This is a genomic window from Arcticibacter svalbardensis MN12-7, assembly GCF_000403135.1.
In the GTDB taxonomy this organism is placed as follows: Bacteria; Bacteroidota; Bacteroidia; order Sphingobacteriales; family Sphingobacteriaceae; genus Arcticibacter; species Arcticibacter svalbardensis.
Map to the genome: position 1 here is coordinate 1 of NZ_AQPN01000122.1, position 23,619 is coordinate 23,619.

General features: G+C 38.7%; 25 protein-coding genes. 11 read left to right on the forward strand and 14 right to left on the reverse strand.

What is annotated here, in order from left to right; genetic code table 11:
* Positions 1 to 67: 67 nt before the first annotated feature.
* Positions 68 to 904 (reverse strand): 4-(cytidine 5'-diphospho)-2-C-methyl-D-erythritol kinase, encoded by an 837-nt coding sequence (ispE, locus tag ADIARSV_RS16600; protein ID WP_316929518.1) that lies wholly within the window; start codon positions 902 to 904, stop codon positions 68 to 70.
* 68 nt (positions 905 to 972) lie between these two features.
* Between ispE and ADIARSV_RS16605 the strand changes: the two genes are divergently transcribed.
* The 4 genes from ADIARSV_RS16605 to ADIARSV_RS16620 all read left to right on the forward strand — a co-directional run bounded on the left by ADIARSV_RS16605 (position 973) and on the right by ADIARSV_RS16620 (position 6,841).
* On the forward strand, positions 973 to 1,767 hold the full coding sequence (locus tag ADIARSV_RS16605; protein ID WP_040300457.1) for a thymidylate synthase: 795 nt from the start codon (positions 973 to 975) through the stop codon (positions 1,765 to 1,767).
* 21 nt (positions 1,768 to 1,788) lie between these two features.
* A complete protein-coding gene (locus tag ADIARSV_RS16610) occupies positions 1,789 to 2,274 on the forward strand; it encodes a dihydrofolate reductase (RefSeq protein WP_016196799.1) in 486 nt (161 codons plus the stop codon).
* A 115-nt stretch (positions 2,275 to 2,389) separates the two neighbouring features.
* On the forward strand, positions 2,390 to 5,380 hold the full coding sequence (secDF, locus tag ADIARSV_RS16615) for a protein translocase subunit SecDF (RefSeq protein WP_040300452.1): 2,991 nt from the start codon (positions 2,390 to 2,392) through the stop codon (positions 5,378 to 5,380).
* Between the two features lie 150 nt (positions 5,381 to 5,530).
* On the forward strand, positions 5,531 to 6,841 hold the full coding sequence (locus tag ADIARSV_RS16620) for an NAD(P)/FAD-dependent oxidoreductase (RefSeq protein ID WP_016196801.1): 1,311 nt from the start codon (positions 5,531 to 5,533) through the stop codon (positions 6,839 to 6,841).
* A 64-nt stretch (positions 6,842 to 6,905) separates the two neighbouring features.
* On the opposite strand, the gene fbaA is transcribed toward ADIARSV_RS16620, so the two are convergent.
* Positions 6,906 to 7,985, reverse strand: a complete 1,080-nt coding sequence (fbaA, locus tag ADIARSV_RS16625; RefSeq protein WP_016196802.1) for a class II fructose-bisphosphate aldolase — start codon at positions 7,983 to 7,985, stop codon at positions 6,906 to 6,908.
* Between the two features lie 141 nt (positions 7,986 to 8,126).
* Here fbaA and accD point away from each other — a divergent pair, with 141 nt between their 5' ends.
* The gene (gene accD / locus ADIARSV_RS16630; protein ID WP_040300453.1) at positions 8,127 to 8,972 is read left to right on the forward strand and encodes an acetyl-CoA carboxylase, carboxyltransferase subunit beta; all 846 of its coding nucleotides are present in this window, start codon (positions 8,127 to 8,129) and stop codon (positions 8,970 to 8,972) included.
* A 128-nt stretch (positions 8,973 to 9,100) separates the two neighbouring features.
* Here accD and ADIARSV_RS20805 read toward each other — a convergent pair whose 3' ends face one another.
* The 3 genes from ADIARSV_RS20805 to glmM form a co-directional block, all read right to left on the reverse strand.
* Entirely contained in the window at positions 9,101 to 9,511 is a 411-nt protein-coding gene (locus ADIARSV_RS20805; RefSeq protein WP_016196804.1) for a hypothetical protein, read from the reverse strand.
* Positions 9,512 to 9,743: 232 nt separating this feature from the next.
* Positions 9,744 to 10,868 carry a cysteine desulfurase family protein gene (locus tag ADIARSV_RS16640; RefSeq protein WP_016196805.1) on the reverse strand — a complete coding sequence of 375 codons (1,125 nt, stop codon included), beginning with the start codon at positions 10,866 to 10,868 and terminating at the stop codon, positions 9,744 to 9,746.
* Positions 10,869 to 10,877: 9 nt separating this feature from the next.
* On the reverse strand, positions 10,878 to 12,266 hold the full coding sequence (glmM, locus tag ADIARSV_RS16645; protein ID WP_016196806.1) for a phosphoglucosamine mutase: 1,389 nt from the start codon (positions 12,264 to 12,266) through the stop codon (positions 10,878 to 10,880).
* A 132-nt stretch (positions 12,267 to 12,398) separates the two neighbouring features.
* On the opposite strand from glmM, the gene ADIARSV_RS16650 reads away from it, so the two are divergent.
* From ADIARSV_RS16650 to ADIARSV_RS16660, 3 genes are read left to right on the forward strand one after another with little or no spacing between them, the layout of a single operon-like run.
* Positions 12,399 to 13,136: a class I SAM-dependent methyltransferase gene (locus ADIARSV_RS16650; protein ID WP_016196807.1), complete on the forward strand. Its 738-nt coding sequence runs from the start codon at positions 12,399 to 12,401 to the stop codon at positions 13,134 to 13,136.
* Positions 13,129 to 13,710 (forward strand): phosphatase PAP2 family protein, encoded by a 582-nt coding sequence (locus tag ADIARSV_RS16655; RefSeq protein ID WP_016196808.1) that lies wholly within the window; start codon positions 13,129 to 13,131, stop codon positions 13,708 to 13,710. The genes ADIARSV_RS16650 and ADIARSV_RS16655 overlap by 8 nt, the downstream gene beginning before the upstream one ends.
* Positions 13,692 to 14,405: a ZIP family metal transporter gene (locus ADIARSV_RS16660; protein ID WP_016196809.1), complete on the forward strand. Its 714-nt coding sequence runs from the start codon at positions 13,692 to 13,694 to the stop codon at positions 14,403 to 14,405. The genes ADIARSV_RS16655 and ADIARSV_RS16660 overlap by 19 nt, the downstream gene beginning before the upstream one ends.
* 55 nt (positions 14,406 to 14,460) lie before the next feature.
* Here ADIARSV_RS16660 and ADIARSV_RS16665 read toward each other — a convergent pair whose 3' ends face one another.
* From ADIARSV_RS16665 to ADIARSV_RS16700, 9 genes are all read right to left on the reverse strand, one after another.
* Positions 14,461 to 14,910 (reverse strand): MarR family winged helix-turn-helix transcriptional regulator, encoded by a 450-nt coding sequence (locus ADIARSV_RS16665; RefSeq protein ID WP_016196810.1) that lies wholly within the window; start codon positions 14,908 to 14,910, stop codon positions 14,461 to 14,463.
* A 12-nt stretch (positions 14,911 to 14,922) separates the two neighbouring features.
* On the reverse strand, positions 14,923 to 15,081 hold the full coding sequence (locus ADIARSV_RS21955) for a DUF5522 domain-containing protein (protein ID WP_016196811.1): 159 nt from the start codon (positions 15,079 to 15,081) through the stop codon (positions 14,923 to 14,925).
* Complete coding sequence (locus tag ADIARSV_RS16670; protein ID WP_016196812.1) at positions 15,081 to 16,022, reverse strand: MBL fold metallo-hydrolase RNA specificity domain-containing protein; 942 nt, start codon at positions 16,020 to 16,022, stop codon at positions 15,081 to 15,083. Before ADIARSV_RS16670 ends, ADIARSV_RS21955 begins: the two co-directional genes overlap by 1 nt.
* Positions 16,019 to 16,618 carry a dephospho-CoA kinase gene (coaE, locus tag ADIARSV_RS16675; protein WP_316929519.1) on the reverse strand — a complete coding sequence of 200 codons (600 nt, stop codon included), beginning with the start codon at positions 16,616 to 16,618 and terminating at the stop codon, positions 16,019 to 16,021. The genes ADIARSV_RS16670 and coaE overlap by 4 nt, the downstream gene beginning before the upstream one ends.
* On the reverse strand, positions 16,615 to 17,559 hold the full coding sequence (locus tag ADIARSV_RS16680; protein WP_016196814.1) for a YbbR-like domain-containing protein: 945 nt from the start codon (positions 17,557 to 17,559) through the stop codon (positions 16,615 to 16,617). The genes coaE and ADIARSV_RS16680 overlap by 4 nt, the downstream gene beginning before the upstream one ends.
* A gap of 198 nt (positions 17,560 to 17,757) precedes the next feature.
* Positions 17,758 to 18,075 (reverse strand): preprotein translocase subunit YajC, encoded by a 318-nt coding sequence (gene yajC, locus ADIARSV_RS16685; protein WP_040300454.1) that lies wholly within the window; start codon positions 18,073 to 18,075, stop codon positions 17,758 to 17,760.
* Between the two features lie 8 nt (positions 18,076 to 18,083).
* A complete protein-coding gene (locus ADIARSV_RS16690) occupies positions 18,084 to 18,518 on the reverse strand; it encodes a DUF1573 domain-containing protein (RefSeq protein ID WP_016196816.1) in 435 nt (144 codons plus the stop codon).
* An 8-nt stretch (positions 18,519 to 18,526) separates the two neighbouring features.
* Positions 18,527 to 19,474, reverse strand: coding sequence for a transcription antitermination factor NusB (gene nusB / locus ADIARSV_RS16695; protein ID WP_016196817.1), 948 nt, complete (start codon positions 19,472 to 19,474; stop codon positions 18,527 to 18,529).
* Between the two features lie 82 nt (positions 19,475 to 19,556).
* On the reverse strand, positions 19,557 to 20,645 hold the full coding sequence (locus ADIARSV_RS16700) for a Glu/Leu/Phe/Val family dehydrogenase (RefSeq protein ID WP_040300455.1): 1,089 nt from the start codon (positions 20,643 to 20,645) through the stop codon (positions 19,557 to 19,559).
* Positions 20,646 to 20,998: 353 nt separating this feature from the next.
* Between ADIARSV_RS16700 and ADIARSV_RS16705 the strand changes: the two genes are divergently transcribed.
* The 3 genes from ADIARSV_RS16705 to ADIARSV_RS16715 all read left to right on the forward strand — a co-directional run bounded on the left by ADIARSV_RS16705 (position 20,999) and on the right by ADIARSV_RS16715 (position 23,517).
* Positions 20,999 to 22,792 (forward strand): ABC transporter ATP-binding protein, encoded by a 1,794-nt coding sequence (locus ADIARSV_RS16705; protein ID WP_016196819.1) that lies wholly within the window; start codon positions 20,999 to 21,001, stop codon positions 22,790 to 22,792.
* A gap of 79 nt (positions 22,793 to 22,871) precedes the next feature.
* Positions 22,872 to 23,195 carry a DUF3276 family protein gene (locus ADIARSV_RS16710; RefSeq protein WP_016196820.1) on the forward strand — a complete coding sequence of 108 codons (324 nt, stop codon included), beginning with the start codon at positions 22,872 to 22,874 and terminating at the stop codon, positions 23,193 to 23,195.
* Between the two features lie 103 nt (positions 23,196 to 23,298).
* Positions 23,299 to 23,517, forward strand: coding sequence for a UPF0175 family protein (locus ADIARSV_RS16715; protein WP_016196821.1), 219 nt, complete (start codon positions 23,299 to 23,301; stop codon positions 23,515 to 23,517).
* Positions 23,518 to 23,619 lie beyond the last annotated feature (102 nt).

Sequence of the window (23,619 nt, forward strand, 5' to 3'; positions counted from 1 at the left end):
TATAGATGATTTGATTATGATGTTCACGTTTTTAATTGCTTCAATTACCTGTTTTTAAACATATAATCTATACGTAAAACACATGGTAACTTTCATCAAATAAAGGAAGTTCTGGTTTATCTGCAAAAACCCCATAAACAGCAGCGCCACTTCCACTCATAGATACATATAATGCACCGGCATCATATAAACTATTCTTTAATCCTTGAATAATTGGATATGTCCTAAATACAGATTCTTCAAAATCGTTTCTAATATGCTCTTTCCATTGTTCTACAGGCAGCTTAATCAGCTCTTGTAAAGGTGTCTCAGGAATGCGGGGTTTTACTCCTCGAAAAGCATCAGCAGTAGAAACAAATACCGGAGGCATAATCAGAACTAGCGAATAAGCCGATAAATCCAGGCTTACATCCTTAAACTCCTCGCCTTTTCCATAAGCAAATACTGGCTTGCTTTCGATGAAAAAAGCACAGTCTGCACCTAACTTCCTGGCATAGTCCTGCATCGCCGCTGTATCCAGTTTTAACCTAAACTTTTCATTCAACAAACGGATAAAATAGGCGGCATCTGACGATCCGCCACCTAGTCCCGCGCCTATAGGGATTTTTTTATGCAGATGGATGCTCAAGGCAGGCAAGTCAAAATCCTTTTTAATCATCTTATACGCTTTTAAACACAGGTTATCGCCCGCAATGCCAGGAATAACAATGCCTGATGATTCGAAATTCAAAGTAGTAGCTTCCACCGCTTCTAAGGCATCATGTAGCGGGATGGGATAAAAAACAGTCTCCAGATCATGGTATCCATCGCATCTCCGGTTCAGGATATGAAGACCTATATTTATTTTAGCGTTTGGGAATAAGATCATAGGAAAAGAAAAATTGCTGATGCAGTAAAAATACATTTATTTCCATACTTAAGACAAAGGTGTTAAATTCGGGGGCTCAATCTTTGGGGAGCAGGGAACAGAAAATGAAACAATATTTAGATCTGATGCAACAGGTGCTTGATAAGGGCACACAAAAAGAAGACCGTACAGGCACAGGAACGAAAAGTATCTTCGGTGCTCAGATGCGTTTTAATCTGCAGGATGGCTTTCCTCTAGTGAGTACAAAAAAGGTGCATCTGCATTCTATTATACATGAGTTGATTTGGTTTTTGAAAGGAGATACCAACATCAGCTATCTGAAAGAAAATAAGGTACGCATCTGGGATGAATGGGCGGATGAAAATGGAGAACTGGGTCCTGTTTATGGCTATCAATGGCGGTCATGGCCTACTCCTGATGGGGGGCATATTGACCAGATAACGGAGGTTATTAACCAGATTAAGAATAATCCGGACTCCAGGCGTTTGATTGTATCCGCATGGAATGTGGCTGATGTGGGTAAAATGGCACTTCCCCCTTGTCATTGTTTCTTCCAGTTTTATGTGGCAGATGGCCGTTTAAGCTGCCAGTTGTATCAACGCAGTGCCGATTTATTTCTGGGCGTTCCCTTTAATATAGCCTCTTATGCGTTGTTAACCATGATGGTGGCACAGGTATGCGGACTGGAAGCAGGTGAATTTATTCATACTTTAGGTGATACTCATTTATATACGAATCATCTCGAACAGGCGAAGCTGCAAATCAGCAGAACACCCAAAGCTTTACCTTTATTAACTCTAAATCCGGAAATAAAAAATATCTTTGAATTCCGGTTTGAGGATATCAAACTGGAGAATTATGACCCTCATCCGCATATAAAAGCGCCTATTGCTGTTTAATATGTATTTGAAAACCCATTTATGAACTTAAGTATTATTGTTGCCATTGACCAGAATTTCGCTATTGGGAAGGATAATCAGCTTCCCTGGTATCTGCCTGAAGATTTAAAGTATTTTAAGCGTGTCACTACGGGTCATACGCTAATTATGGGACGTAAGACCTATGATAGCATGGGAAAGGCATTGCCAAACAGGCGTAACATTGTTATAAGCAGACAAAAAAATCTTTTGTTAAAGGACGCCGAAGTAGTGCACTCCCTGGATGAAGCCCTATCCTTATGCTCCGACGATAAGGAAACCTTTATCATTGGAGGTGCAGAGGTTTTCAAACAAGCGATTTTACTTGTTAAGTCTTTGTATATCACGAAAATAGATCATACATTTGAGGCAGATACTTATCTTCAGGGATTTAATTTAAAAGAATGGAAAGAAGTTTACAGGGAAGATAAAAAGCCGGACGAGAAAAACCATTTTTCTTATTCATTCATCAGGTATGAAAAGGCATAATGATAATAAAGAGTATAAATTAATTTAAGAATTTTATAAATTAAAAATTTATTTAGATTTGCCCTCTTATTTAGAGTAGAGTATTATAAAATTACACTATATACAATAAACAGAAATGCAAGGTAAAGGTTTGATTAAATTCGCCGCTATCGCATTAACGATTGGATGTTTATATTCCTTATCGTTTACGTGGGTGGCTAAGAAGGTGGAAAAGGATGCGCGCGAATACGCAAAGGGTGATCCGGATAAAGAAAAAGCGTATCTCGATTCAATGGCTACGCAAACGGTGTATAACCTGGGCTTTGCCAAGTACAACTACCAATATGTAAAAGAACGTGAAATTCCTCTGGGACTGGATCTTGAAGGTGGGATCAACGTAACCATGGAAATTTCCATGACAGACCTGATCCGTAATCTTGCAAATCATAATCCTGATGCTACATTCACTGCTTCATTGAAAAATGCGGAAGGCAGATTGAATACCAGTCAGAAAGATATCATCACTTTATTTGGTGAAGAGTTTTCAAAGTTGAGTCCAAATGGAAAACTTGCTCCTCTCTTTGCTACCCGCGAGAATGCATCTTTAGTTAAAATTGATGCTACGAATAGCGAAGTCTTAGCTTTTTTACGTACACAATCAACAAGTGCTGTAGAACGTTCATTTAATATCCTGCGTACCCGTATCGATAAGTTTGGTGTAACATCTCCAAACATTCAGATGCAGAAAGGTACCAACAGGATCCTGATTGAACTTCCTGGTGTAAATGATGTGCAACGTGTTCGGAAGCTTCTTCAGGGAACTGCTCAACTGGAGTTCTGGGAGACTTACGATAACACAGAGATCTTCAGTTTAATTGAAAATATCAATAAAACGATCGCTGCAACTCAGGTTTCTACTAAAGAAACTGTTAAACCAGGTGCTGCTGCAGCTAAACCAACCTCTGGAAAGCTGGCTCAACTTGGAGCAAGAAAAGATTCTACTGGAAAGGATACTACAGCTACTTCTGCTAATCAGGCTGAACAGGCTCGTCAAAATCCTTTGTTTGCTGTATTGGCTCCTGCTACCTATCAAGGTGAAAATGGTCAGACTGCACTTCGCCCAGGTCCTGTTGTTGGTTATTCTGCACAAAAGGATACTGCTAAGGTAAATGCTTTCCTAAACACTCCTGCAATTAAAGCAATGATTCCTCAGAATCTAAAATTGCTTTGGGGTGTTAAACCGGTTAGCGATGAAAGTAAGGTATTTGAATTATATGCTTTAAAAGCTTCGGGCTTTAATGGCGAACCGGCTATGGCGGGAGATGTAATTACGGATGCTCGTGCTGATGTTGACCAATCTAATAATCCTGAAGTAGTCATGGTGATGACTTCTGATGGTTCGCAAATGTGGAGAAAGGTTACTGCTACTGCAGCTGCTGATCCGAATAACAAAAAGAGCATCGCTATCGTATTAGATAATTATGTGTATTCTGCTCCTACGGTTCAAAATGAAATATCTGGTGGAATATCTTCTATTACTGGAAAGTTTACCTCTAATGATACCAAGGATCTTGCAAACGTACTTAAAGCCGGACGCTTACCTGCGCCTGCTAAAATTGTAAGTGAATATGTAGTTGGTCCTACTTTAGGTTTAGAGTCTATCCATAAGGGATTAATTTCTTCTATTGTGGGTGTGGTTGTGATCCTGTTGTTTATGGGATTATATTACAGTAAAGGTGGCTGGGTGGCTAACGTCGCTTTAATTGTCAATTTATTCTTCTTAATGGGCGTAATGGCTTCGTTAGGAGCGGTACTGACTTTACCGGGTATTGCTGGTATCGTGCTCTCTCTGGCGATGTCTATTGATGCAAACGTGCTGATATATGAACGTGTGCGTGAAGAGCTATCGGAAGGGAAACCGCTTAAGTTGGCTATTTCTGAAGGATACAGCAAAGCGATGTCTTCTATTCTTGACTCGAATATCACAACTTTTCTTACAGGTTTAATTCTGTTTATATTCGGTAGTGGTCCGATTCTTGGTTTTGCGACTACTTTAATGTTGGGTATCCTGACTTCCCTGTTTTCTGCTATTTTCATTACCCGTATCATCCTTGAATGGTTACTGGATAGAAAACAGAATATTTCATTCTCTATTAAAGCAACTGAAAACTTATTTAAAGACTCTAAATTTGACTTTATCTCAGGAAGAAAGAAATTTTATGCCATCAGTAGCTTTATTATTATTGCCGGCTTAATTTCGATGTTCACTAGAGGCTTTAGTCTGGGTGTCGATTTCAAGGGTGGACGTTCTTACTTTGTAGAATTTGACAAACCGGTTAAAACAGATGCAGTTCGCGATGTATTATTAACTGAATTTGGAATTGCTCCTGAGGTAAAAACTTATGGGTCAAGCAATGAGGTGAAAATCACAACTTCTTTCATGGTTGATAATTCTTCAGAAGAAACTGAAGCAATTGTAAGTAAGAAACTGAATGATGGTCTTTCAAAAATAAGTCCTAAATATCTGATTAAGGATGCGCAAACAGTAGGTCCTACTATCGCCAATGATATTAAGATCTCAGCCGTTTATTCGGTTATATTCTCCATTCTGGTTATATTTCTTTACATATTTATCCGGTTTAAGAGATGGCAGTTTGGTGTTTCAGCTATTGTCGCCCTGTTGCATGATGTGCTGGTACTACTTTCCATCTTTAGTTTATTCAACGGAATCTTACCATTCTCACTCGATCTGGATCAATCATTCATTGCAGCGATCCTGACCGTTATGGGTTACTCGATCAATGACACGGTTGTAGTCTTTGATAGAATCAGGGAGTATATTGATGAAGGTAAAGGAAAGAATCAAAGCGTGTCTACTGTAATTAACAGTGCGCTGAATAGCACGCTAAGCCGTACAGTAGTAACAGGTATATGTGTAATTGCGGTACTGATCATTATCTTCATCTTTGGTGGTGAAATTCTGAGAGGGTTCTCTTTTGCAATGCTTATCGGTGTAGTATTCGGTACTTATTCTTCCTTATTCGTTGCCACACCATTTGTGGTTGAGTTAATTAAGGAAAAAGAAATGACTAGTACTACTACCAAAAAGGTGGAAATACTTCCTTAAAACTTTTTTAACTAATTTATATAAAAGGTTGTATCATCTTCGGAGGGTACAACCTTTTTTTAGTTTTTGACTTAGTTTTACATCCACATTATATTTTTTCCTAACCTTTTTCCAAAATCACAGTTATGTAAAAACACTACAAAACTATCTATGGATAAGGATACACTTAAACCTTCAGTTAATTTCCCTAAAGTTGTAATTATTGGAGGTGGCTTTGGAGGCATACAACTCACTAAAAGTCTTAAACATAAAGAAGTTAGCATATTAATGCTGGACAGGCATAATTACCATACGTTTCAACCTTTGCTTTACCAGGTAGCAACAGGTGGCCTTGAAGCCGATTCTATAGCCTTCCCTCTTCGGAAAATCTTTAAGGGACAGAAAAACTTTCTTTTCAGAAATGCGGATGTTGAAACTATTGTTCCTGAGCGCAAAGTAATTGTTACCTCTGTTGGTGAGTATGCTTATGATTATCTGGTTATTGCAACCGGGTCTGATTCGAACTACTTTGGATCAAAAGACCTGGAGCACTTTACCATGCCCATGAAAACCATTCCCGAGTCGCTGAACTTAAGAAGTATGATCCTTCAGAATCTGGAGGAATCACTTGTTGAAAAAGACCCTACAAATAAGGCGGCACTACTTAATTTTGTTATTGCAGGTGGTGGTCCCACTGGTGTTGAAATGGCTGGATCCATCGCTGAGTTAAAAAAGCATGTACTCAAAAAAGACTATCCGGAATTGGATATCAATACGCTAAATATTTATTTAGTAGAGGGTTCGCCTGAAGTATTAGGCCCCATGTCTAAAAAATCACAGCTGGGAGCAAAAGAGTTTCTTGAAGAAATGGGTGTTACCGTTTTGTTAAATACCCGTGTAACCTCTTATGATGGTGAAAAACTAGTTCTTTCTACCAATCAGGAAATTTATACTAAGAATGTACTGTGGTCTGCAGGAGTGCGTGGAGTAATGCCGGATGGTATTCCCATGGATAAATTTGTCAGAGGCGGAAGAGTTAAAGTAGATGAATACAACCGGGTTGATGGATACACCGATATATTCGCGATTGGGGATGTTGCGGCTATGTCTACTGATGGGTATCAAAATGGACATCCTGGAGTAGCTCCTGTAGCTATGCAGCAGGGCAGGCTTCTTTCTAAGAACCTGATCAGGCTTTTAAACAAAGAGCCACTAGTGCCCTTTAAATACAAGGACAAGGGTTCTATGGCCACTATTGGCAGAAATAAAGCAGTGGTAGATATTGGGAAAATCCATTTTCAGGGCATCTTTGCCTGGTTTGTATGGATGTTTGTGCACTTAATGAGTTTAGTGGGTTACCGTAACCGGATAATTGTACTGGTCAACTGGGTATGGAGCTACTTTAGCTATGACAGAGGATCAAGATTAATCATCAGGCCTTTTAACAGGGAATCTATGACGGAAAAAACGGATAATAAATAGTAGGATGAAATAAAAAGAGGCTGCCGCAATTCGATAGCCTCTTTTTATTATTTAACTAAATGAATTACAATTTACTGTTTACATCAAGACAATTCAAATCATCAAATGCTTGAGTCAATCGTTTTACAAAGGTTTCTTCGCCTTTACGTAACCAAACACGGGGATCGTAGAATTTCTTATTCGGAGAATCTACGCCATCTGGATTACCAATTTGTGACTGTAAGTAAGCTTCCTTAGATACGTAGTAATCTTTAATACCTTCCCAGAATGCCCATTGCATATCAGTATCGATATTCATTTTTACCGCACCGTAAGAGATCGCTTCTCTTATTTCAGCTTGTGTAGATCCTGATCCACCATGGAAAACAAAGTTAATTGGCTTATCAGCAGTAAGACCTAATTCTTTCTTTAAGTAATCCTGTGAGTTTTTAAGAATAATCGGTTGTAATTTAACATTACCGGGTTTGTATACACCATGTACATTACCAAATGCAGCAGCAATGGTAAAACGGTGACTTACACTATTCAACTCATTATAAGTATACGCTACTTCTTCAGGTTGAGTGTATAAACGAGAGCTATCCACATCTGTGTTATCTACACCGTCTTCTTCACCACCAGTAACACCCAGCTCAACTTCAATAGTCATACCCAATGCTTTCATGCGTTCCAGGTATTTCTTGCTGATTGCCAGATTTTCTTCTAAAGGTTCTTCAGAAAGATCCAACATATGAGAAGAAAATAGAGGTTTACCATTTTGTTGGTGAAAACGTTCTCCATGAGAAAGCATTCCGTCTATCCAGGGTAAAAACTTTTTAGCAGCATGGTCAGTATGTAATATTACCGCTACACCATAGTGTTCTGCTAATAAATGAACATGCTTAGCTGCAGATACTGCACCTAGGATACATGCTTCAAGCTTTGAGTTATCTAAAGTCTTTCCTGCGTAAAATTGCGCTCCACCATTCGATAATTGAATTATTACTGGTGAATTAACCGCCTTAGCAGTTTCCATAACTGCATTGATAGTATTTGTACCTGTCACATTAACTGCAGGTAAAGCAAACTGATGTTTTTTAGCCTGTTCGAATAATTCCTGAACGGCATCTCCATACAATACGCCTTTATAATTTTTAAGATTCATACTTGTTGTTTATTTGGATATTCGAAATTAAGAATTATAAACAAATCGCAAATGATTTCTATCATTAAATTTACTGCTTTAATGCTATTGTCTAAGTTATTTTCTTAAAATTTCGTTTCTTTGCAACCTTATTCCATAGAAATGGCTTGGTTCAAAAGAGATAAAAAAGGAATTATTACATCAACACAAGATAAAAAAGAGGCTCCAGATGGCATCTGGAATAAATGCCCGCAATGCAAAAAGCCACTGCACTATGCCGAACAAGTTGAAAATAACTATGTATGTCATTATTGCAATTTTCATTTAAGAATAGGCTCTGCTGAATATTTTGCACTCCTATTTGATAATAATGAATATACTGAGCTCTATGGAAACTTGATGTCCGCTGATCCACTAAATTTTGTCGACACTAAAAAATACACGGAACGTATTATTGATAGTATTGCTAAGACGGGACTTAAGGACGCAATAAGAGCTGCTCATGGCAAGATCAAGGGCCAGGACATAGTTATCGCCTGTATGGATTTTAATTTCATAGGAGGCTCTATGGGCTCTGTTGTCGGAGAGAAAATTGCCCGTTCAATCAATTACTGTATCGAAAATAAGGTTCCTTTTCTGTTAATATCTAAATCTGGTGGTGCTAGAATGATGGAGGCCGCGTTTTCTTTAATGCAAATGGCTAAAACAGCTGCTAAGCTTGCCTTGTTAAGCAGAGCAAAAATACCGTACATATCGTTATTAACCGACCCAACAACTGGTGGAGTAACCGCATCTTATGCAATGTTGGGTGATATAAATATTGCTGAGCCTGAAGCTTTAATTGGTTTTGCAGGTCCAAGGGTAATTAAGGAGACTATTAAAAAAGACCTTCCTAAAGGATTTCAAACTTCGGAATTTGTTTTAGAACATGGATTTCTAGACTTTATTGTTGACCGTAGAGAGATGAAGAACAGGATTGCGAGCTTTATTTCTTTAATGAATAATTAAATCGAATGAAGTCAATTAAATAAATTAAAATTTTATAAAAAAAAAGCACTGTTACTCAATCAACAGTGCTTTTTTTCTGAAATAAAAATTAATACCTTTTTAAACGAGCAGTATTTAAAATCTAAATTTTAAATACCCCCCTCTGCTCCTGTACCTGGCTCATGTCCCAACATCGAACCGGAGTTACGCGGTTCTCTATGCGAACTAAACCCAGTACTTTCTGTACTGAATGTTTTCGGTGCCCTTGTTTCTGTCGTGGCTTCATCATCATCTACCGTCTCATCGTCAAGATCAGCATCATCGTCACTTAGCAGATCGTAGTCATCATCGTCCGGATCTGTTACATCCACGATCTCATCCTCATCATCATCAAGAATTTGATCGGTCTCTACATCCCAATCATCGTCATCATCAGACAAAATCTCATCATCTTCGCCATCATCATCAGACAATAGATCATCATCTTCATCGTCTTTAGGCCCTGAATGGATATTCACCATTCTTTCTCTTTCCTGGTCTTTTTCATTAAATAATTCCATGGGTAATTAGATTAAGTGTTAACACTAACCATAACAATTATTCTTAGGTGTTTTGTTTGAACTAAAGTTAAATATTACAATAATAAATAAGAGACCTCAAATTCAGGCCTATAAAGTTATAGCGTTAACAATAAATAAGTTAACAACCTAAAACCTCAGGGAACTATGGCACTCCGCCTCTACTATAGCTTAAATAGTAAACAGCCTATTAAAAATACCCTAATTACGCTGATTAATAAAAAATCACACCTTTAAGTTTTTCAATAGTATAATCAATTTCCTCCTTAGTGGTGAATTTGCTAAAAGAAAAACGAACAGCAGGACGATTCGGATTAGCAGCAATTGCTTCCAGAACATGCGAGCCAATGTTCGTACCCGAACTACAAGCACTGCCTCCAGAAGCTGAAATACCCGATATATCTAAATTAAACAACAACATATCCGCCATTTCCATCTCTGGAAAAGAAACATTTAAAATAGTATACAAACTTTTGTTGCTATCTTCTTCGCCATTATAAGTGATTCCCGGAATGCTTGCCAACTGTTGAACCATATACGATTTTATCCCCTGAATATGAGTTTGATGTACATCCATTTCGGTATAAGCTGTTTCTAAGGCTTTAGCAAGTCCTGCTATTCCATAAATATTCTCTGTACCACCACGCATATTTCTCTCCTGCGATCCCCCATTGATCAACGGTTCTATTTTTACCTGATGACTGATATATATAAAACCTACTCCCTTAGGTCCGTGCAACTTATGTGCAGCACAAACCAGGAAATGAACCTTTAACTTTTGTACATCATGTGGATAATGCCCCATGGTTTGTACCGTATCACAATGAAAAAGTGCCTGATACTTTTCGCATAACTCACCAACAGCTTCAATATCAGTCAGGGTTCCCAATTCATTATTAGCATGCATGAGAGAAACAAAACTCCGCTCTTCAGAAATCAACTCTTCTAAATGAGCAAGGTCAATATGCCCTTTATTATCAATGCGTACATAACTCAGTCTGATCTGACCGCTTTTCTCCATCGACTCCAGCGTATGCAATACAGCATGATGCTCTATCTTAGAAGTCACAGCATGTTTTATGCCGTAGGTAGTAATTCCGGAACGGATAGCCATATTATCTGCTTCAGTACCACCAGATGTAAAAAATATCTCTGAAGGAGAGGCGTGGATTAAATTTGCTATTGTTTTACGGGCTTTTTCAATCAGCGATCTCGCCTCTCTACCATGCCCATGGATAGATGATGGATTTCCATAAAAGTTTTCCATTACCGCAACCATTTCCTTTAAAACTTCACTATCAAGCTGAGTGGTGGCAGCATTATCAAGATAAACACGCATTTTATATAATTAAGCCCCTAGTATTTCATTCATATCTGCAATTAATCTAGTAGCCAAATTATTTGCATTTGCTTCAGAAGTAGATTCCGAATAGATCCGGATAATCGCTTCTGTATTCGATTTTCTTAAATGAACCCATTCCTTGCCAAACTCAATTTTCAAACCATCTATTGTGGAATGAGGCTGAGCGCAGTATTTATCCTGAACTTTTTTCAACAGTCCATCGATATCCATACCCTCGGTAAGCGTCATCTTATTTTTAGAGATAAAATACAAAGGATAAGAAGCCTTTAACTGAGAAACAGACAGCCCTGTTTGAGCCAGATGAGTCAGAAATAAAGCAATACCAACCAGTGCGTCACGACCGTAATGCAACTCCGGATAAATCACACCGCCATTGCCTTCACCTCCTATAATCGCATGTGTTGCTTTCATCTTGTTCACTACATTTACTTCACCTACCGCAGAGGCGTTATAAGTAAAGCCTGCCTGTTCGGTTACATCGCGCAAAGCTCGTGTAGATGATAAATTTGAAACGGTATTGCCGCCATGTGCTTTTAAAATATAGTCAGATACGGCTACAAGGGTGTATTCTTCCCCAAATGCCACACCGTCTTCTGCTATAAAACAAAGACGATCCACATCCGGATCAACCGCAATACCAAAGTCTGCCTTTTTAGCCATAACTTCTTGTGATAGCGCCATCAGATTTTCGGGTAGCGGTTCTGGATTATGCGGAAAGTTGCCATCCGGTTTGCAGTAAAGTTCGTGAACAGTCTCCACCCCTAATGCTTTCAACAAAGCAGGCACAAAAATACCGCCTGTAGAATTAACACAATCTATCACCACCTTAAAATTCGCATTCCTGATGAGTTCGACATTCACCAAAGGCAAAGCCAGGATCTTATCAATATGTTTTTGAAGATAAGTATCATCTAAAAGAACACATCCCAGTTCATCAACCTCCGAAAAATCGATCATGTCCATGGTTTCCGCTAACTCCAGTACATCCTTGCCATCCTGATCACTGATAAACTCTCCATCTGCATTTAGCAATTTAAGCGCATTCCACTGTTTCGGATTATGACTAGCTGTTATGATAATTCCACCACCTGCCTTTTCTTCAGTCACGGCAATTTCTACTGTAGGCGTAGTGGAAAGGCCCAGATCTACCACATCTATACCAATACTTTGTAAAGTACCTGTTATCAGGTTCCGCACCATTTCGCCCGAAATACGTGCATCACGACCAATAACAATTTTATTTTTACCGGTCTTGGATACGATCCATTTGCCATAAGCGGCTGTAAATTTTAATATATCTACCGGAGTCAGACCCTCGCCTGCCTTACCTCCTATTGTACCTCTGATTCCTGAAATTGATTTTATGAGAGTCACGCTTTGTGTTTAAAATGTATAAAACCCAAAATTAACAATAAATGCCTTAATTCACTCAACCCTTCTTTAATACCCTTCCCAAGAGAGCAATAAAATTTATGTAAGTTTGTACCTTTGTAAATAATATAAAATATGCCTGATAAATGGTATCAAAGCTGGTTTAACTCCCCTTATTATCACATTCTTTATAGTCAGCACAACGATTCGGAGGCAGAATTCTTTATCGATAATCTTTGTTCAAAACTACACCCTGACGCAATTGCTTCAATTCTGGATATTGCTTGCGGAAGAGGCAGGCATTCCATTTATTTGAATAAAAAAGGATTTGACGTAACAGGGATCGACTTATCTCAAGCGAACATCGAATTTGCCAAAGAATACGAGAATGAAAAACTTCATTTTTATGAGCATGATATGCGGCACTTACTGTATATTAACTACTTCAATCTAGCCCTCAACTTATTCACTAGTTTTGGTTATTTTGATACAGAAAAAGATCATGTTAACGCACTGGTATCCTTTCGTAAATCACTAAAGCCTAATGGTTTATTAGTATTGGATTATTTTAACAGTACAAGAATACTGAGTGATCTAACAGATAGGGAAACCAAAACTATTGATGGTATAGACTTCCATATTACTAAAAGGGTAAAGAATAGTAAAATTATTAAGACCATTGACTTTGAGGATAAAGGCCATGCGTACCATTATACCGAAGAAGTTGTCGCTTTCTCCTGCGCAGACTTTGAAAGATTATTCAAACTGAGCGGATTCGAAATAATGAATACTTATGGAGATTACGCATTGAACGAGTATAACGAGAGCACATCAACCAGACTAATATTTATTTGCCGTAAAGCAGATGTTTGACCAATTATTACAATTAGATCACCAGTTGTTTCTGGAAATAAATCAGAGATTGGCAAATCCTTTCTTTGACTATATTATGCCATTGTTCAGGAACAGATACTTCTGGGCACCTCTTTATTTATTCCTAATCGTTTTCCTGGTTCGGCATTATAATAAATATGGCTGGATCTGCATCATCTTTTTACTGATCACATTTGCTATAAGCGATTTTGTAAGTGCCTCCCTGGTCAAACCCTTATTTGAAAGACTAAGGCCATGCAATGCACCCGACTTTAAAGATGAAGTGCGCTCACTAATCAGTTGCGGCAGTGGATTCAGTTTCCCCTCTTCTCATGCCACCAATCACTTCGCTATAGCCCTCTTTCTGATAGTCGTATTTTATCATCGCTGGAAGCCTATTTTGCCATTGGCCTTAGGATGGGCTTTTTGTGTCGCCTTTGCACAAGTATATGTAGGCGTCCATTTCCCTATTGATGTCACCACCGGTGCCTTATTAGGTTCAGTTGTTGGCTATATCACAGGTTCAACATTTCTAACACTCTACACCAAACAAATATGGAATACTGGAAACTAATTATTTTATTTTCTAGCTGCTTCTTCGGAGGAATAAGTGTATTCCTTTTCCAAAAAGAAAATCCTAAACGCATAAAACTCCTGCTTTCCTTTAGTGGGGCCTATCTGTTTTCGATCACCGTTTTACACCTTATTCCTGATGTATATCAGGTTGCCGACCATTATATAGGCATGTTCATCTTAGGTGGTTTTCTATTTCAGATCGTTTTAGAACAATTTTCAGACGGTATAGAACATGGGCATGTTCACCGTCCGGAGCATAATCAATATGTTTTTCCTTTTGCCATCATGATCAGTCTCTGCCTTCATGCTCTCCTTGAAGGCATGCCACTCACACAGGGACATCAAAATGAATTGTTATTTGGAATAGCCTTACATCATATCCCCGCCTCTTTTGCCCTTGCCAGTGTATTACTGCAAAACCGGGTGAACAAAAATATGATCATTGGCATGATCGTTTTATTTTCACTCATGACTCCTGCCGGATATTTATTAAGCGCCGGAATCAGCAATGGATCAATGGGAAATATTGATGCTTATTTTAATAGAATAATGGCTGTAGTAATCGGTATTTTTCTACATATCTCTACAACCATACTATTTGAATCAAGCGTGGATCATCATTTTAATAAGCGCAAATTGGTTGCCGTACTTGCAGGAACCAGTATTGCAGTGATAGGATTTATGCTGCATTAATTAATTCTTCATCCAGTTAAGTTGCTTCCCGATATTCAGGATCCTGCTGCATGAATTAACCCCTAAGTTTATCAAGCAGCACATTAAGCTGATGCGCTTCTTCTTCTGTGATGTTCTTTTTCAGAATATCTTCAGGTGTTACAATAGGATCCAGATAAGCTAAAACATCAAGTCCAACTTGCGTAATAACAATATCTACTGCCCTGCGATCCTCTGCGTTAACCGTACGGGTAACCAACTCCTTCTGAACTAAACGCTCCACAATTCGGGACGCATCCGACATTTTATCCAACATCCGTTCCTTAACCAGGTTGATTGTTGCAGGCTTAGGGAACTGTCCCCTCAAAATCCGCAATACATTATATTGCTGCAAAGTAACCTGTTCTGTACTCAAACGCTCTTTTACAAGCCCTGTAATCCAACTGTAAGAATAAATCATATTCACTACCAGTTTATGATAGTCATTTTTAAACCTTACCTGATGAATCTCCTTCTCTAATTCCATTTTCTTAAAAAATTATCGGTTAATCACTTTTATTTCATCTGATTGTCCGTAATTCCATGGGCAGTGTATGCATTTATTTTTGCAGCAATATCCCCTTTTTAGATGATACGACTGAGTTAAGACCATTTTCCCTTCTTTATTAAAATAAAAATCCTGCTTTTCTACCAGCATTACATTAAAATTTTAACCGGAAGAACACCCAAGAAATGCTTTCTAAGATGCTCGCCGTCCCCATGAAGAGTCCATATTTCTGCAGGATTAACTTCCTGTATATATTTTAAAATATCATTCCAATCTGCATGATCAGAGATATATAATTCCAGGTCATTGCTAGCCTGCAATTTCTTCCATCCTGAAGCAAACGCCCTCAAAACTCCTTTTGCCCTAAAATAGCAATTGAAGGTAAGCGGAGGAACGATATAAACAAATCCCTTATCCGGGAACTTCATCAATTTTCTATTATATGGCTGATAGTCTCCAGGATTAAATCCATAATCCTCGTAAATCTTTGTGATACCGAGCATTGAGTGATGCAAAAGTACACTTCGTTGCGGACAATACGCTGAAATAAGATGAATTAACCGCTGACTTTTCCCTAAAGCATACGAACCAAGCAAAACATTATGGTTTGAAGCATTCAATTTCTTAATTTCTTCTACCGGATCGGGATGAATCACCTCAGGATTAGCAAAGGTAGTTTCCGTAATCAACACATCAGCCTGCACACTTTCGAGCGGCTCGCAAGTTGGGTCCTCCTGCATTTTAAGATCTCCGGTATATAGGTAGCGCATCCCTTCATACTCCATCAAAATCTGTGCAGAACCCAGAATATGACCCGCAGAAATAAAAGTAATCTTTACCTTATTGATATAAAAAGGCTGATGAAAATCGAATAAACGGAAGTCCCTACCCGCATTTTTTCGTAACCGTAGCTTCATGATAGACTCCGTAGCAGGCGTACAATAGAGCGTATCATTACCCGGACAGGCATGATCTCCATGCGCATGAGAAATAACGGCAACCTTTACCGGCAATTTAGGGTCCAGGTAGAACGCTCCCACCGCACAATATAAGCCATGTTCAGTTACACGGATAAATTCAGGCAAAATCATATCTTACCTTCCGATAAAGCAACAAAACGCTTATGCAGATCCAGTACCTGTGGAATAACCAGGTTCAGCTCATCATTCAGCATGCAAAAGTCAGCCCGCTTTTCCTTCTCTTCCTCACTCATCTGTTTATCCATTCTTTTCATAATATCATCCCTACTCATGGTATCCCGCTGCATGATTCGGGAAATCCGAAGCGATAAAGGCGACTTCACCAGCAGGGTATAGTCACAATCCTGATCGGAGCCGCTTTCAAAAAGTATAGCCGCTTCCTTCAATACATATGTACAATTCTGATCCTCAGACCATTGTTTAAAATCACGAAACACAGCAGGGTGAACCAATGCATTGAGCTGACGCAACAATTCAGCATCATTAAAAACCAGCTCACCAAGCATGGAACGGTTGAGTACCCCAGTAGAATAAACCTCATCACCAAATACTGCTTTAACAGATGCTATAAGCTCCTTATCTGTATGCATCACTAATTTAGCATGTGCATCCGCATAGTAAACAGGAACCCCCAGTAGCTCGAATATCCGGCATACCGTTGTTTTACCGGTACCTATCCCGCCTGTAATTCCAATCTTTAACATCATTTTTTTATGAAGAAATCAACCACCTGCGGATCAACCTTAACCAGTTTTGAATATCCGGGAATATGCTTTATCTTCAACGGAAGTTGAGAATATCCCTGCTCTCTGGAATCATTTAAATTTATAGATACCTCAAATGAGTCCTGATTTACACTTGCATAGCGACTTAAGGCGGTTAGTATAGTGATCGATACCTTTTCGGGCAACACATGCACATTATAACCCTCCGCATTTAACACTTTTATAGGAACTTCAACTATCTTTTCAGTAAATCGTTCTATAGGAATTTCGACTTTAACAGATAAGGGAAAAATATCCATATTATCAGACTTCGATTTCATAAAGCCTACTTTTGCCAAAATTGTGTCCTTAACATCAAACCTTTTAAAGACTGCTGTAGGCCAAAATTTGAACTTCTTTAAATCAACAGCTGCACCATTCACTATAACATGATCAGGAATTAGCTTGATAGGTCCCGAAATTCCATAAGTAGGCACAAATGAGATATCCTTAATCAACTGAATAGGAACCTTTTTGACCGATCGCTTAGAAAAATCAAAGAAAAGCGTATCCGGGTTGACTGCAATAACCCGCTGATTAGATTCAAACTGCTTGTTCAGATCATTGAGCTGATTTGAAAACACGATATAACTACGTGAACTCAGAGCGCTCAAACTAACATTAATAACCCGGGGTTGAAGTCGCAGCCTCGAAAATAACAACTGCCATCCTGATCCCTCAATCTGCAGCGAAACACTATCCTCCTGCAAAGGGTGATAGGCACGGGTTTCAGGAGGATCGATATAGTTAATCCGGGAATTTACTCTGTACTTATAATTACCAGATAAGGCAATTAGCATCCAGGTTGCAAACGCGACTATTAAACAGCTAAAAAAAACTGTCAGTCTTCGTCTTTCAATCCTATTTAGAGTTATCAGGGGCATAATTCGTAAATATATAATAAAATTTCCCCTAACAAACAAAGCGTCTGCATGTAATCCGATTGGAGGAATGCCTTTTTGATAAAAATCAATCAAACAAACAATCCCCAAAATTAAAATCCATTACAGATTAATTTTGAGGAAGTAATAAGTTTAAAAAGAATGCACTATCTATAGATAGCGCATTCTTTAATTTTTTTTTTAAGCTTTAACGTTGGTATTCATTGCTTTAGAAGCATCAAGAGAAATTGCTGATTTATCAAAGCGAATTTTAGTACCACTTTCCACTTCGATAAGGAAAGAAGTATCATTCATTTCAACAATTTTTCCATGAATACCTGCAGAAGTAATCACCTTATCGCCTTTTTTAAGTTCTTCAATAAATTTCTTCTGATCCTTAGCCTTCTTCATTTGAGGGCGAATCATAAAAAAGTAAAATACGACGATAATTAACACCATCGGCAGGAAACTCATTAGTTGAGAAGTACCTGGTAATTGTAATAAAATTGCTGTAGTCATTGTTATGGTTATTTATTTAAAGATTGAACTTCCCCTTTAAGAAATAGTTCGGTTGAAGCGTTTACGGCATTAGAGGAAATCATGACCTGTTTGTTTTGCATTCCACTTTTGCCGGTGCTATCAAATACTACTTTAATTGCAGCAGTAGCACCCGGAGCAATAGGCTCATGTGGATAATCAGGAACGGTACAACCACAACTAGCCGAAGCATTCGAAATGATTAAAGGTGTAGTTCCCGTATTCTTAAATTTAAAATCGTAAGAAACCTTGTCACCTTCCTTTATTTTACCAAAGTTGTACACACTGCTTTCAAAAACGATATTAGCATTAGACACCGAGTCAGACGCAATTGAATCTGTACCTGTTGTTTTAGATTTATTGCTGTTACATGAACTTACACTAACGGCAATGGCAGCGATCGCGATAATAAGAAGTTTTTTCATATCTGGTTTTATTCAATTAATCCCCGGCCTGTTTTACGGATTTTTCCGGCAGCTCTAAGGTCCAACATAATTTTGTCTAAAATACCATTAATAAACAAATTACTCTTAGGAGTACTAAACTCTTTTGCAATTTCTATATATTCATTCATGGTTACCTTTACAGGGATCTCCGGAAAATGAACCAATTCCGAAATAGCCATTTTCATCAGCAGGATATCGATAACAGCAATTCGTTCCGCATCCCATTTTTCTGTTTTATCAGCAATGTATTTTTGAAACTCCTGATCAAATGTAATCACCCTTCTGGTCAGATCAAGGATATAATCCCGGTCCTCACTCCATGATGCACTAATGAGCGCCAATTTGTTTTCCTTAGCCACCTCACTTTGAAAATTACTGAACGTTTTAGCCATCATCGCTTCAAGCACATCCTTATCTACCGACCAGTTGATAAATTTCTCTTCAAAAACCTGTTCAATACCTGGAGTCTTACGGATAATTTTTTTGAAGATATACTTGATAATATCCTTTTCCGAACGTAACGTAGTATCTTCACTCAACAAGTAAGCTTCATAAGCTTCAGACGATTTTAAGATATTAAAGATATCCTTAATCACTTCGCGGTCAAAACTATACTCCAACGCATACTTCTGCGCCCCAGCCTGATAAGCAGGATTATCGCGTAATAACTGAATAAATTTATTGGTGTTTAGTTTAGTATTGGCATGAAGGTCCGTTTCATCCGGACGGTGTTTGTTGGCACGCTCATCTGCATCAACCAAAACATAATCTGCTACATTAACAAGTAAACCCAGCAGCGAGATGTACATTTCGTAAACTTCGTCTACACTTTCTAACAATTTCTTTTCAAAAGTTTTAACTACTTTGTCTTCAGATGCCTGGTATGCATATAAAACCTGCAATACCTTCACTCTAAGCTGCCTTCTATTTAACATGTTATAAGAACGATTTATATAAATTTGTACTAATATGTTGAATCATCTAAGCCAACTGCAAATGGCAGATAGCTTTAACTATTTAGAATGATCCTTTGATTTTTCTTATGTCAGAAATTCTTTTTTCCGCAATGATATCCGCAGCACGATTCGCCGGAATTTGATCCCGTATTGATTTTTGAAGTACGCCTCTGGTAGCCGAATAAATATTCTCTGCCAGCTGCATAGTACGTTTGCGACTGTATCCAGCCAGTTCAGAATAACAATTAATCATTCCACCCGCATTAATCAGGTAATCCGGTGCATAAAGGATTCCCCTTTCAAGCAGCATCTGTCCGTGTATCTCTTCATCTGCCAATTGATTATTCGCAGAACCCGCTATAATCGCACATTTCATTCGAGGAATAGTTTCTGAGTTGATCGTTGCTCCCATAGCACATGGTGCGTAAACGTCAAACTCCAGATCAAGGATACTGTTATTTGCAATGGCATGAGCGCCATATTTAGCAGCAACCAGCATCGCCCGTTCTTCATTTATATCACTCACATACACCTTTGCATGCTCTTCACGAAGCAAATGTATCAGGTTCTCTCCAACCTGTCCCGCTCCCTGCACGGCAACCGTACGTCCAATTAGACTATCATTACCGAAATGCTCTTTTATACAAGCCTTAATGCCCATTAAAACACCCTTTGCAGCAATTGGAGATGGATCTCCGCTTCCTCCAAGCGTTTCAGGCACTCCCGTTACATATTGAGTTTCCATGCGGATGTACTCCATATCTTTCGGATTGGTACCCAAATCTTCAGCAGTAATAAATGAACCGTTCAGGTTTTTGATAAACCGTCCAAAACGACGCATCAGTGCTTCAGTTTTACCAGTAGAACTATCGCCAATAATCACGGCATTTCCACCACCAAGGTTCAATCCTGAGATTGCAGCCTTATAGGTCATGGTACGCGAAAGACGCAATACATCTTTCAACGCATCGGCTTCGGTGGCATAGGTCCACATACGGGTTCCACCAAGCGCAGGACCTAATGTAGTATCATGTATGGCAATAATAGCCTGTAGTCCAGTGTCCTCATCACTGCAGAAAACTACATTCTGATGTGAACATTTACTTAGCTGATTAAACACGGAACTTTCTTCAAACGACTTTAAAGACATATTTTTTGTGACGGAATGAGAGCTCAAAAGTAATACTTTTTCTTAATTAATTATCTTTAATAGCGATAATATAAAGGGAATTAATCCGTTAGTTGCCCTTATTTGTTAATTGGAGACAAGGGGATACCTGCAAGAATACAAGAGGGAGACAGCTTCGATGCTTCTTCGCTGCTTGTTCGTTCGTGCACGCTTGCAGCTTCGCTAAAACAGTGTTTTTAGCGGTGAACAAAGGGACAAGCAACCTGCAAGCAGCGGAACACGGATATAGCCATTACTTTCTTTTCTTCTCACCGGTAATACCAAATATAACAATCAGTGATAACACTTAATTCATTACTTTTGCACATCGCTGAATGAAACATCTCGCATATCTAAATAAATTCTTTTTCAAATATCGCTGGAGAATGCTTCCCGGGATCATCTTTGTGATCACCTCCAATATCTTTGGGGTACTGCCAGCGCGGGTCATCCGAATCGCTTTTGACCTGGTGAGCGAAAACATTGGCGTCTTCCGGCTTTTCAATGGCTTTGAAAGACAAGAGCTTGTTTATCAGATCTTCGGCACGAGCTTATTGTTTTTCGGGGCGTTAGTACTTGTACTTGCACTGATCAGGGGAATCCTGCTTTTTTTTATGCGACAAACCATTATCCTGATGTCGCGCCATATTGAATACGACCTCAAGAACGAAATTTACAACCATTACCAAAAGCTCTCCATGAGCTTTTATAGAAAGAATGACACCGGAGACCTGATGAACAGGGTAACGGAAGATGTGAGTCGCGTTCGCATGTATGTAGGGCCTGCCATTATGTATAGTTTAAATACGGTGGTTCTATTTGCACTGGTGATCATTTCTATGGTGAGTGTCAACCTTAAACTTGCTTTTTTCAGTCTCCTGCCCCTACCCATAATGGCGGTGATTATTTATTATATCCACTCGAGCATCAACGTTAAAAGTGAACAGATCCAGAAACAGTTATCCAAACTTTCGGGCTTTGTTCAGGAAAATTTCTCCGGAATCCGGGTCATTAAAGCATATGGACGGGAGAAACATATCAGGGAAAAGTTTGCTGATGAGAGTGAAGATTATAAGGAGGCATCGCTGGATCTGGTTCAGGTTCAGGCTGTATTTTATCCGGTACTGATGTTATTGATTGGGATTAGTACCATAGTTACTATTTATATAGGAGGCACAGAAGTAATTAATGGCTCCATTTCGGCGGGAAATATTGCTGAGTTTGTGGTATATGTAAACATGTTGATGTTCCCTGTGATGTCCCTGGGTTGGGTTACCTCACTCATTCAACGTGCCGCAGCTTCACAAAAAAGAATCAATGAATTTTTAAAGACGGAATCTGATATTACCTCTGTTACTTTGCCGGAGTATACGATGAAGGGAGAAATTGAATTCAGAAACGTCACTTTTATTTATCCGGATACGGGAATTGTAGCGCTAGACAATGTTTCCTTTACGGTAAAACCCGGTCAGTTTATGGCCATTATTGGGCGGACAGGTTCAGGAAAAACAAGTATTGCCAATTTGATAATGCGCATGTACGACCCTACAAGTGGGACGATTCTGATTGATGGAACGCCGTTAAAGGAGGTCGATTTAAACCGATATAGAAATAATATTGGCTTCGTACCACAAGATGTATTCCTGTTTTCGGACACGATTGCCAACAACATTGCTTTTGGAGAACGCGTAACAGATATGGCAAAGGTATATCAGGCCGCCAAAGATGCAGCCGTATATAACAACATCATTAAGTTTGAACATGGGTTTGAAACCATGGTTGGAGAAAGGGGTGTTACGCTATCAGGAGGACAAAAACAGCGGGTTTCCATAGCCAGGGCCTTAATTAAATCGCCCAAATTGCTCATTATGGACGATTGCTTGTCCGCCATAGATACCAAAACTGAAGAAGAGATTTTAAGACATCTGGGTGCCAATCTGCATGGGCGAACCAGTATATTGATTGCCCATCGCGTTTCAACCATCAAAAACGCAGATATCACTCTTGTATTTGACCATGGCAAGATTGTGGAACAGGGAAACCATCATGAACTGTTGAAACGGGATGGAGTTTACAAGCTTTTATACGACAGGCAGCTCCTGGAAGAGGAAATTACAGAGGAAAAATAAACAAATTTTCGTGTTAAATGTATTTTGAACTTTGATAATTAAAATATTATATTTACCCCAACCAAACTTTAACTATAACATGGGAGATTTTGATAACAAAGAGAGAGAAGAGGTTTTTTCAAAGAAAGTAAGAGCCGGAAAGCGCACCTATTTTTTCGATGTAAAGTCGACTCGTTCGAACGACTATTACATTACGATCACGGAGAGCAAGAAACGTTTAGAGGACGGTGTTTTTGTTAAACACAAGATCTTTTTGTATAAAGAAGATTTTGAAAAGTTTGCTGAAGGATTTAAAGGGACGGTCGATTATATTAAAGAACACCAGGATGTTATAGAAAAGAAATATGAGTTCACTGAACACCCCGTTGAAGTGGCCAAAACAGAAGATGATTTTACATTTTAAAGGCAGGGTTTAGGTACCTGTTTTTTATTTTATACTATTTCAACCATGCAAGAACTGCATGGTTTTATTTTTTTATAGCTTTTATAAATCTAATATTTACATAATGACTACGCTCATACTTCAGGTTCCTGAGCAGCTCGAAAAAGAGCATAACCAAACCGTCCGATTTATTGCAGCCAAGCTATATGAATCGGGTAAACTATCTTTAGGACAGGCAGCAGAGATGTGCAGCATGAAAAAATGGAATTTTGCAGAGATCCTAATTGATTACGGAGTGTATTACCTTGATTCAAGTATTGAAGCTGATTTGAAGAATGAGTGATAAACGGCTTCATACTATTGTAATAAATGAATAAACTTAATCATTGAATAATTTCATATTGCAAGCACCCTCCGAAGTTTAATAAACTTTTTGCTTTATACA

Coding starts and splice junctions, on each gene's coding strand:
- ADIARSV_RS20805 (WP_016196804.1), bottom strand. CDS start 9,511: ATGGAATTATTTAATGAAAAAGACCAGGAAAGAGAAAGAATGGTGAAT.
- nusB (WP_016196817.1), bottom strand. CDS start 19,474: ATGTTAAATAGAAGGCAGCTTAGAGTGAAGGTATTGCAGGTTTTATAT.
- secDF (WP_040300452.1), top strand. CDS start 2,390: ATGCAAGGTAAAGGTTTGATTAAATTCGCCGCTATCGCATTAACGATT.
- fbaA (WP_016196802.1), bottom strand. CDS start 7,985: ATGAATCTTAAAAATTATAAAGGCGTATTGTATGGAGATGCCGTTCAG.
- ADIARSV_RS16705 (WP_016196819.1), top strand. CDS start 20,999: ATGAAACATCTCGCATATCTAAATAAATTCTTTTTCAAATATCGCTGG.
- ADIARSV_RS16665 (WP_016196810.1), bottom strand. CDS start 14,910: ATGGAATTAGAGAAGGAGATTCATCAGGTAAGGTTTAAAAATGACTAT.
- ADIARSV_RS16660 (WP_016196809.1), top strand. CDS start 13,692: ATGGAATACTGGAAACTAATTATTTTATTTTCTAGCTGCTTCTTCGGA.
- ADIARSV_RS16610 (WP_016196799.1), top strand. CDS start 1,789: ATGAACTTAAGTATTATTGTTGCCATTGACCAGAATTTCGCTATTGGG.
- ADIARSV_RS16700 (WP_040300455.1), bottom strand. CDS start 20,645: ATGTCTTTAAAGTCGTTTGAAGAAAGTTCCGTGTTTAATCAGCTAAGT.
- accD (WP_040300453.1), top strand. CDS start 8,127: ATGGCTTGGTTCAAAAGAGATAAAAAAGGAATTATTACATCAACACAA.
- ispE (WP_316929518.1), bottom strand. CDS start 904: ATGTATTTTTACTGCATCAGCAATTTTTCTTTTCCTATGATCTTATTC.
- ADIARSV_RS16620 (WP_016196801.1), top strand. CDS start 5,531: ATGGATAAGGATACACTTAAACCTTCAGTTAATTTCCCTAAAGTTGTA.
- coaE (WP_316929519.1), bottom strand. CDS start 16,618: ATGATGTTAAAGATTGGAATTACAGGCGGGATAGGTACCGGTAAAACA.
- ADIARSV_RS16710 (WP_016196820.1), top strand. CDS start 22,872: ATGGGAGATTTTGATAACAAAGAGAGAGAAGAGGTTTTTTCAAAGAAA.
- ADIARSV_RS16680 (WP_016196814.1), bottom strand. CDS start 17,559: ATGCCCCTGATAACTCTAAATAGGATTGAAAGACGAAGACTGACAGTT.
- ADIARSV_RS16690 (WP_016196816.1), bottom strand. CDS start 18,518: ATGAAAAAACTTCTTATTATCGCGATCGCTGCCATTGCCGTTAGTGTA.
- ADIARSV_RS16670 (WP_016196812.1), bottom strand. CDS start 16,022: ATGATTTTGCCTGAATTTATCCGTGTAACTGAACATGGCTTATATTGT.
- ADIARSV_RS16640 (WP_016196805.1), bottom strand. CDS start 10,868: ATGCGTGTTTATCTTGATAATGCTGCCACCACTCAGCTTGATAGTGAA.
- ADIARSV_RS16650 (WP_016196807.1), top strand. CDS start 12,399: ATGCCTGATAAATGGTATCAAAGCTGGTTTAACTCCCCTTATTATCAC.
- yajC (WP_040300454.1), bottom strand. CDS start 18,075: ATGACTACAGCAATTTTATTACAATTACCAGGTACTTCTCAACTAATG.
- ADIARSV_RS16715 (WP_016196821.1), top strand. CDS start 23,299: ATGACTACGCTCATACTTCAGGTTCCTGAGCAGCTCGAAAAAGAGCAT.
- ADIARSV_RS16605 (WP_040300457.1), top strand. CDS start 973: ATGAAACAATATTTAGATCTGATGCAACAGGTGCTTGATAAGGGCACA.
- ADIARSV_RS21955 (WP_016196811.1), bottom strand. CDS start 15,081: ATGCTGGTAGAAAAGCAGGATTTTTATTTTAATAAAGAAGGGAAAATG.
- ADIARSV_RS16655 (WP_016196808.1), top strand. CDS start 13,129: ATGTTTGACCAATTATTACAATTAGATCACCAGTTGTTTCTGGAAATA.